This window comes from Pedobacter sp. (genome assembly GCF_035317785.1).
GTDB lineage: Bacteria > Bacteroidota > Bacteroidia > Sphingobacteriales > Sphingobacteriaceae > Pedobacter.
Genome location: NZ_DATHGC010000331.1, coordinates 1 through 9,196 on the forward strand (window position 1 = coordinate 1; position 9,196 = coordinate 9,196).

The 9,196-nt window shown below is 42.6% G+C and carries 5 protein-coding genes and 1 pseudogene; all 6 read right to left on the reverse strand.

Annotated features, from left to right (window positions below):
* Positions 1 to 1,624: beta-sandwich domain-containing protein (locus VK541_RS20905; RefSeq protein WP_324372424.1), on the reverse strand; the 1,624-nt coding region annotated here is incomplete at its 3' end.
* A 181-nt stretch (positions 1,625 to 1,805) separates the two neighbouring features.
* On the reverse strand, positions 1,806 to 2,648 hold the full coding sequence (locus tag VK541_RS20910) for an endonuclease/exonuclease/phosphatase family protein (protein ID WP_324372425.1): 843 nt from the start codon (positions 2,646 to 2,648) through the stop codon (positions 1,806 to 1,808).
* A 10-nt stretch (positions 2,649 to 2,658) separates the two neighbouring features.
* Positions 2,659 to 4,512 (reverse strand): RagB/SusD family nutrient uptake outer membrane protein, encoded by a 1,854-nt coding sequence (locus VK541_RS20915; RefSeq protein ID WP_324372426.1) that lies wholly within the window; start codon positions 4,510 to 4,512, stop codon positions 2,659 to 2,661.
* Between the two features lie 11 nt (positions 4,513 to 4,523).
* Positions 4,524 to 7,904 carry a SusC/RagA family TonB-linked outer membrane protein gene (locus VK541_RS20920; protein WP_324372428.1) on the reverse strand — a complete coding sequence of 1,127 codons (3,381 nt, stop codon included), beginning with the start codon at positions 7,902 to 7,904 and terminating at the stop codon, positions 4,524 to 4,526.
* A 163-nt stretch (positions 7,905 to 8,067) separates the two neighbouring features.
* The gene (locus VK541_RS20925) at positions 8,068 to 8,751 is read right to left on the reverse strand and encodes a DUF1080 domain-containing protein (RefSeq protein ID WP_324372429.1); all 684 of its coding nucleotides are present in this window, start codon (positions 8,749 to 8,751) and stop codon (positions 8,068 to 8,070) included.
* 11 nt (positions 8,752 to 8,762) lie between these two features.
* A pseudogene (locus VK541_RS20930) lies at positions 8,763 to 9,196 on the reverse strand (gfo/Idh/MocA family oxidoreductase); the annotation flags it as partial.

Sequence of the window (9,196 nt, forward strand, 5' to 3'; positions counted from 1 at the left end):
CTTCTCCGGTCTCAATTGTCGTCACGGTGGTCGTCGGCGTTTTTTGGAATGTCCACCTTATTCCCGCCAACACTTTAAACCGATCAGTCAAGGCAACCAAATCCTGTACAAATCCACCCATTCTAAAAATAGGTGCTTCAGTGCTGGTTAATAAGGTTGTCGACGGCATGTTAAAGTTTGTAGGCTTTAGAAAAGAGGCTGGATCCAGCAAGTTGACAGAATCATAAAATCTTGCGTTGCTTGGGCCCAAAGTATTGGGATTTGTAAACTGTCCGGTCGTTGTCATTGACTGGTCAGCGTCAGCACCAACCAATACAGTATGTTGCACTGAGGCCGTATTGAATGTACCCGTTAAATTAATCTGTTCATTATAGGTAAACTCTTTGATATTGGAACGAGTTAATGCACGGTTCCAAACACCGGCGGCATCAGCAAACGGGCGTTCTGTTGAAAAATAATTTCTTCGGTAAGACTGAAGTGAAGCAATGGCATTCAACTTCCAGTTATCACTAAATCTATGGCTTAAATTTGCTTGGGCAGTTACCGTGTTTGTATTGTTAAATGCCCAATCAGTATTCAGGAACATCTTTCTTCCCAGAGGAGATGCTACATTTCCAACTGTACCAATTCCAAAATCGGGAGTGAAATCACTTTTTAAATAATCAGCTTGCAGTAAAAGGTCTGTTTTTTCTCCAATTTTATAAAGAAGAGAGGGATTTACATAGATTCTTTTGGAATCCACATTATTTCGGTAGCTGCCCGCATTCTCATAAGAGCCAATTAACCTAAACGCCAAATCCTTTGCAACAGGACCATAAACATCTACTATAGGTTTGTATAAATCATAGCTGCCAGATCGCAATGTAACTTCACCACCATATTCAAATTTCGGTTTTTTAGTTACCATGTTTACTACAGCACCTCCCGAAACACCTCCGTAAAGCAGGGCAGAGCTTCCCTTAAGTACCTCAACGGATTCCAGTGTACTTGCTTCAGGTATTCCACCAATTGTAGTTCTTGCACCATTTTTAAAAACATTATTGGCACCCAGACTATATCCTCTTGCGAAGAAATTCTCTCCGACGGAGCCCCTGTTGGCACCAAGCGCTACGCCATTTACATTTTTCATTACATCACCAAGGCGATTAACCTGTTGGTCTGCAATAACCTGACTTCCGATTACTTGTACGGATTGAGGAAGGTCTCTTGGCGCAATAGCTATCTTGCCGACATTTGCAGGTTTTTCATTAGGTGTTTTATAACCACTAATTGTTACCTCACTAAGCTGGGCAGCATTCTCAGTCAATACAAACTCAGCTGAAGAAGTCTTACCTTCTGTTACAGAAACTCGCTGAGTTTGCACCTGCAACCCTACGTAAGAAGTTTTAAGTGTATAATCGCCATTTTTCAAGTTGTTAAATGTGAATGATCCGTCTTCGTTAGATGAAGTCTTGCGACCATTCTCTACAATTTGTATACTTACATATGCAGCAGGTTTATCATCATTGGTCTTTACTTTCCCGGTAATTGTTCCCCTGGCTGGCAATACGGCAAGCTGAGCAGACGACACTTGAAAACTTAATAAAAATGTGATAAGAGCGAGTAGTTTGTAAATATGTTTCATTTGCTTTATTTAGATTAATTCTAACCGACGGCAAATGTAATATACGTCTGTGATTTCAGCAAATTTATTTAGAATTAAAATAAATAGACTCTCTGATCACATTTTAAAGACTGCAAATGTCTGTTCTTAAGGAGGGCAAAAACCCTTTCCTAAGAACAGACAATTCTAAAATCTGTAAAAATTATTTATTCAATCTGATTTCTGACAATACCGGAAAATGGTCTGACGGAAACTTTCCATGATAACTGTCCGAAAGTATCCCCCATCTTTCAACAGTTAAACTTTCAGTAATAAAAATATGGTCAATGACACCGCTTTTTTGCAGTTCACGCCCAAACCCGTTGGCCGAAGGATTATAATCATATGGATGTGAAGCCAGGCGGTAAGTATCTTTCAACAAATCTGAATTGGCCACACGCTGATACCAGCTGCTGGTATGGTCTCCGTTGAAATCTCCGGTTAAAATTACCGGCCCCTTCCCTGCGATGTTTTTTATACGTTCTAAAATGAGCTTGCTGCTTTCTTCACGAGCAATTTTTCCCTGATGGTCATAATGTACATTGAAGAAGTAAAACTTCTTTTTGGACTTTATATCCTGCAGATAAACCCATGAACAAATACGGTTTAACCTGGCATCCCAACCTTTAGAAGGTTTTTCAGGAGTCTGGGACAACCAAAAATCACCTTTGTTCAGCAGGGTAAACTTTTCCCTTTTAAAAAATATTACAGAGTGCTCTCCGGCATCTTTACCATCGTTTCTTCCAAGCCCGTAATGCTGGTATTCCGGCAATTGCTTATCTAAATCATTAATTTGGTTGCCCAGCCCCTCTTGTGTCCCTAAAACATCAAACTGATGAAAACGGATCAGGGAGGCAACGACCGGGAGACGGTTCAGCCACAAATTACCTGAGTCTTTCGGATTGTCAAACCTCAGGTTAAAGGTACCAACGATTAAATTTTGTGCGTTAGCGGACCCTAACACGCATAACAGAATTATTGCTAATAAATATTTAAAATTTCTCATACCAAAATGTTTACCATCCATAATTCTGAACCAGATTCGGATCTTTATCGATCTCAGTTTGCGGGATTGGCATCAGATAATGCTTGTCATTGAACACCCTGGTCTGTACCACCACCCGTTTATAAAAAACAGCAACACCCGCAGCTTCACTGGTTACATTTAAACCAGTTGCCGCCAATTCGTCTGCAGACGGGCGTGCATTCAAACCATGTACCTCACCATTGTCCACTGTTTTTGCGATCAGCCATCTCCTCACGTCCCAGAATCTATGGCTTTCAAAAGCAAGTTCAATTCTTCGCTCATTCTGGATGCGTTTGCGCATGCCATCCTGTGTGTTATCGGCTGCTAAAATTGGAAGGGCCGGCATGGAAACCCTGTTACGTATCCTGTTGATGTATTCGTAGACATCGGCATCAGGCGTACCCTGGTATTCGTTCATAGCTTCTGCGTAATTCAGGTAGACCTCTCCAAGGCGGAAGATCGGGAAATTCCGCTTTCCCGTCCCGGTTTTGGCATTCTCATCAAATTCCGGCGTTACGAATTTCCGCACATTATATCCTAAAGGATTCGTTCCGGATTTACCCGTTGCCCAACCGTCGGTCTGTCCGTTTCCGGCCCCAAACCAGGCAAGTCTTACACCTCTTTTGGTCGCATCAAAACGCCATACCGAATATTGAAAAAAGATACTCGCATAAAACCGAGGATCCCTGTCTTTATACATATTGGTCAGGTTATTTACATTCTGAAACTTCAGGCCGTCCCATAACTGTCCGTTCCAGGTACCCTTGTCTGCGTAACCAGAACCATCAGCTGCGATTGGATAACCGTTTTTCATCTCATAAGCATCTATAAGCTCCTGCAATGGCGTATACTTACCGCTTCCCTTAAATGGTGCACCATTAGGGTTAAGCGAGTGGTCTATGGTCGTTGCGTTTGGGAGTATTCTTGCCAGAATTGTTTCCGAATAATCACGTGTATAAAACTGTGCAGCATAATTCTGAACCGGATTCAAAGGGAAAGGATTATACAGATTATAGATACCCAGATCGATGACAGCTTTTGCCGCATCCGCAGCTTTCTTCCATTTTTCCTTATCATAAGCCGAATTGAACAACTGTTTACCATCAGTATTTTTGATATTGGCATACAAGGGATTTCCATTAAATAACGGGCTTGCCGCATACAAAAGCGTTCTGGATTTTAATGCGAGCGCAGCCCCCTTAGTGATTCTTCCAATCTGCGCATCTTCGTGTGTCAAGGGCAGTGCCGCCGCTACAGCATCGCATTCAGATGTAATGAAGTTTACCACTTCATCCACAGAGTTACGGAAAACCTGTGTTTCACCCAGATCATTCGGATCCACATTAATCGCCTTGGTCAGCAAAGGAACTGCTCCATATCTTTTAAACAGTTCAAAATAAAATTGTGCCCGGATAAATCTTGCCTCAGCCTTATATCTCGGTACCCAGATGGCATAATAGGCTTCCCGGTTAAGTGGAATAGGTACACTTTCTATACGTTCAATAAAAATATTCGCCCTTCTGATGTCCTGGTACTTTCCTGCCCAGTTTCCAAGCGGATTGTCTGTATTGCTCCAGCTGCCCAGGTTATATTTATATGCATCTGCACCGCCTGCATTATCAAACCAATGGTGATAGGACTCGTCTGTATAGGTTGTCATATCAGAGGTGAGCTCATTGGGCAGTCCATTGTACAGACGTGCGAGGGCTTGCTCTGAAAGGTTAATGTTTTTAAAAACATCCTCCTCAGTGGTATATTCTGACGGCACCACATCCAGGTATTTTTTGCAGGAAGTGCCAATGGTCAATAGGCCTGCTAAAAGTAGTATATATGATTTTTTCATGACGCTGATTTTTACAAGGAAATATTTAAACCAAAATTGAATACCCGTTGCTGAGGATAATCACCAAAGCCGTCCGGCATCTCAGGATCAAATATTTTTAATTTATCCCAGGTGTACAGATTTACCCCGTTTACGAAGGCCCGGACATTGGTAAGCCTTAATTTTCTTGTTAATGAAACAGGAAGTGTATAGCCTATCTCTAAATTTTTTAACCTTAAATAGTCAGAAGATTTCAACCAGAAGGTAGAATTTCTGTTGTTGTTGACGTTATTGGATGAGGTAAGTCTCGGCCATGCCGCATTTACATCAGGATTTTCAGGAGACCAGCGGTTATCCATATAATCGACCAGAACAGAGCTATTGGTAGAAAATGCCCATGCTGAAGTACCATTGAGCCATTTTTTCCCGCCAAACGCTCCCTGGAACAGGACATTCAGATCAAACTGCCTGAAGGTATAGGACGCCGTTATGCCCGCAATGCTCTTTGCCGTAGTCGGCTTACCCAGATATCCCTCGTCCTGGGTATTGATCAATCCATCACCATTACGGTCAAAGTATTTAATGTCGCCGGGCTGCACCGCACCAAACTGTTGTACAGGACTGGAAGCGATATCTTCCTTATCTCTAAATAAACCCTGAGCAATCAGGCCCCATGCCTCATAGATCTGGGTACCCCTCAGTCCACGATAAGCAAGCGCATATTCTGGCTCAGCAGCATATTCTATGCGGTTTGTGGCATAGGAATATGAACCTCTCAGCATGACGTTATGATCGTTAAATTTCTTGCGCCACGTCAATTCAGCCTCAAAGCCCTTGTTGTTCACAATGCCGGCATTGATGGCTGGCAGATTTTGCACTCCGATGACATCAGGTATAATCTTTGCGGTGGTCAGAATCTGACTGCGCCGCTCATTAAAGACATCACCTGTAAAAGCAATACTGCCATTGAACAGTTCCAGGTCCACACCGATATTTGCTTTCCTCGCCCTTTCCCAGGTCAGGAACTCATTTCCGGTAGCGCTTTCCTGTGCGCTGGAATAACTATTCCCATCTGCCGCCAGCCCAAATCTGTATCCGCTGCCGCCAGCGGTCTGCCAGGTACTGAGGTAAGCAAAACGGCCAACACTATTGTCAACACCGACAGTACCAAACGATCCTCTAACTTTCAACAAATTCAAAATTTTTGAATTTTTCATAAAAGCTTCATTGGAAAGTATCCACGCCGCAGAAACCGCCGGAAAGAATCCCATACGATTGCCTTCTTTAAAATTTTCAGAACCATTGTATCCGGCATCAAACTCCAGTACATATTTGCGGTCGTAAGAATAATTGATACGCCCGATCACACCAAGCTGTTTGTAGGGAAGAGAAGCAACAGCACCATCTGCCAATGCAGTGGCAGTAAAACTCTGGGATTGGTTATAACGGATCATACCTGTAAAAGCATGCCTTTCGGCAAATACCCGATCATAGTTTAAGTAAGCCTCATATGTTGACTTTCTACTACCATTTGCATCCATATCAAAACCCAGTAAGCCATCTCCAGTACTTATTTCCTCGTAAGTTCCATTGGTCAAATCCGTCTCATCCTCCGGTACCACATACTTGTAAGTAGAGTAATTACGCTTGCGGTTGATGTTCCTGTTGTTCTGGGCATCAAATGCAAAACGGGTCCTAAAACTCAATCCTGGAGTAACAAAAGGCATCTTTAAACTGAAGCCTGCAATGGCACTGAGATTATTCTCAAAAAAACGTTTATATCCATACTGACTAAGACGACCATATGGACTTGCCGGTGCGTTCTTTTGGCCGGCTACCGATCCATCAGGATTACTAAGCGGATACAAGTAAGGCGGTGTATTTCTAAGTTCTGCCCAAAACGTACTCGAAGTTTCTGTTGGATAGTTACGTTCTCTTACGACATCACTGAGGTTTAGTTCCATACTCAATAACGGGGTAATATCGATATCAATATTGCTCCTGAAGTTGTACTTGTTCAAGGATGCATTGATGTTGTAGTCATTTAAATTGTCATACTTATAGAGACCATCCTGGCCCAAATAAGACATCGATACAAAATACCTTGCAGTAGATGAACCTCCGTTTACATTTAAGTTGGTCTGCTTCATCATAGAACGAGACTTTAACAACTCTTTGTCCCAGTCTACATTAGGATACAGATACTGATAAGTTGGATTACTGCGGTCACGGAATTTATTGAGATACTCATCTGTATACAGATTTGCATTCAGCCCATCATTGTTCAGCGCTTCCCTAAACAAACTCAAAGCATCAAAAGAATCCAAATACTCGGGTAAACGCACGGGCTCCTGCATAGCGACCTGGGAAGTAAGGGAAATCACCGGTTTACCGGTTTTACCCCGCTTTGTCGTCACCAGAACCACTCCGTTCGCACCCTTCATTCCATATACAGCAGTTGCTGCCGCATCTTTCAAAATACTTACGTTCTCCACCTCGTTGGCGTCAATGCGGTCAATTGCATTTTCGATCCCATCCACAAGGATTAAAGGATTTTTTCCCTGATAAGTTCCGAAACCGCGGATAAATAACGTGGAGCCATCGGCACCCGGTTCACCGCTTTCCTGTATGGTCACCAGGCCGGGCAAACGACCAGCAAGACTATTGGTCAGACTAGCAGTCGGAGTTCTCAGCAGATCGGTTGTAGAGACAGAATTGACAGCGCCGGTGACATTAGTTTTCTTTTGGGTACCATAACCCACAATGACCACATTCTCCAGCAAATTCTTGTCTTCCCTTAACCTGACGGCGATGTAAGTCTGGCCTTTAACCACATATTCACTTTGAATAAAACCTACAAAATTAAATATCAGAATTGCATTCTCCGGCACCCTGATCAAGTAATTACCGTTCATGTCCGTTATAGCCCCATAGCCTTTTTTTCCCTTTACGGTTACATTTACACCAGGCAATCCAACTCCGGACGAATCTGTAACAATTCCTCTGATTTCGATGTCTTCAAAACTTCGTAACGAGGGTTTTTGCTCCGGCTTTAAAATGACAACATTGTCTATCACCGAAAAAGAAATGTCATTATCCAGCAGCAGGCTTTCCAGGATTTTGCCAAGTTTTTCCCGCCTGAAAATTTTAGTAATCCTTACCGCCTTATAAAGGTCAAGATTCTGATAGGCAAATTTTACTTTAATTTGTTCGGATATTTTTTCCAGTGCCTCAGGAAGCGGCGTACGCTTAAATTCAATATTTACCGGATAGCCCAGTATCTTCTGTCCGTAAGAAGGCCTGGCAATTGCCAGAGAACAGAAAGCAATCAATATGCATAATGTAATCGTGCTATATTTCATTACTGTGTAACAATAGTTGTTTACTCTACCATTAAATAGAGGTATTTTCATAATTTTATAAATTAAATGTGATCGATTAGAACAGCAGCCCCTTGATTCTCAGGTCTGGTAGACTGCGTTCTTTTAAAAAGTTTACATTTCATAATCCTGGCCGAACTTTTCGGCCAGGATTTTTTTCTTCATTAGCTCATTTCTTTTGGTTTTTTGTTATCAATTAAAGTTCTTTAATCACGATATTTCTGTACCAAACCTCATCACCATGGTCCTGCAAAGAGATTTTACCTGACCTGTAGGTTCCAAAGCTTTCCAATTTGGCAAATTTGCTTCCTGCGATCAGCTTTTGCCAGTTATCGTCCCAAAGCGTGGTGCTCACGATCTTAGTCCCATTTAAGATCAGGGTCAGTTTACCATCTTTACTAATGATCTCTGCCATATTCCACTCTCCAACAGGCTTAACCGGCTCAGATACGCTCTTAATCAGATCGTACAAATCTCCGGCCCTGTGTTTTGGTTTCTTTCCGTCCGGGTGTCCGTCATTGTCAAGAACCTGCATCTCCAAACCGGTTGAATAAGACCTTTTAAATTTGGCAGGATCTTCATGGATGAAAAAAACAACACCACTATTGGATTTAGGCGCCACTTTCCATTCAAGCTTTAAATGGAAATTGCTGTACTCTTTGTCAGTAACCAGATCACCGCCTCCGCTTTTTCCTTTGCTTGCGGGATCCATATGTAAAGTACCGTCCTGAACCTGCCAGGCACTGCCAACTGTGGTCTTGCCGTAAGTATGCCAGCCATTGGTCGTTTTGCTATCGAACAAAGGCTTAAACCCTTTTTGTGCGTTCGATATTTGTATTGCACTCAATAAGACGAATGCAGAAATAATGTATTTTTTCATGTGTGTGTATTTTATAATGTCAGGTTGGCCCATCCCTCACGATAATCGCGTTTTACAAACTGATTAATCTGATCAAGATTCGTTATTTTCATGTTTTCATTGTCCCATAGCAATTTGATATACCTACCGGGATATTTAATTTTTCCATTTACGTCTGTCTGCAGATCAAAGCCCCTGATGGCCAGGTTGGCCATCAGCAATGCCTCGGTCAGAGGTCCTGCAATCTCAAATGGTGAGCTGACCTCCTGTTTGCCGTGGCCGGCGATAGCGGCCTCAACCCATTGCGCATAATGACCGTTTGCACCATCAGTTACCCTTGCGTATTTAGGAGCAACCTTAATGTTTTCATTCCTGCTCAATGGAAGCAGACGCGCTTTATCACCATAGGTATCGGCCATCATTTTTCCTTTGGTACCAATAAACAATGTTCCGTTGCCGCCATCAC

Bases quoted from the DNA above. Each gene is read 5' to 3' on its own strand.
- VK541_RS20910 (WP_324372425.1), bottom strand. From the start codon at position 2,648: ATGAGAAATTTTAAATATTTATTAGCAATAATTCTGTTATGCGTGTTA.
- VK541_RS20915 (WP_324372426.1), bottom strand. From the start codon at position 4,512: ATGAAAAAATCATATATACTACTTTTAGCAGGCCTATTGACCATTGGC.
- VK541_RS20920 (WP_324372428.1), bottom strand. From the start codon at position 7,904: ATGAAAATACCTCTATTTAATGGTAGAGTAAACAACTATTGTTACACA.
- VK541_RS20925 (WP_324372429.1), bottom strand. From the start codon at position 8,751: ATGAAAAAATACATTATTTCTGCATTCGTCTTATTGAGTGCAATACAA.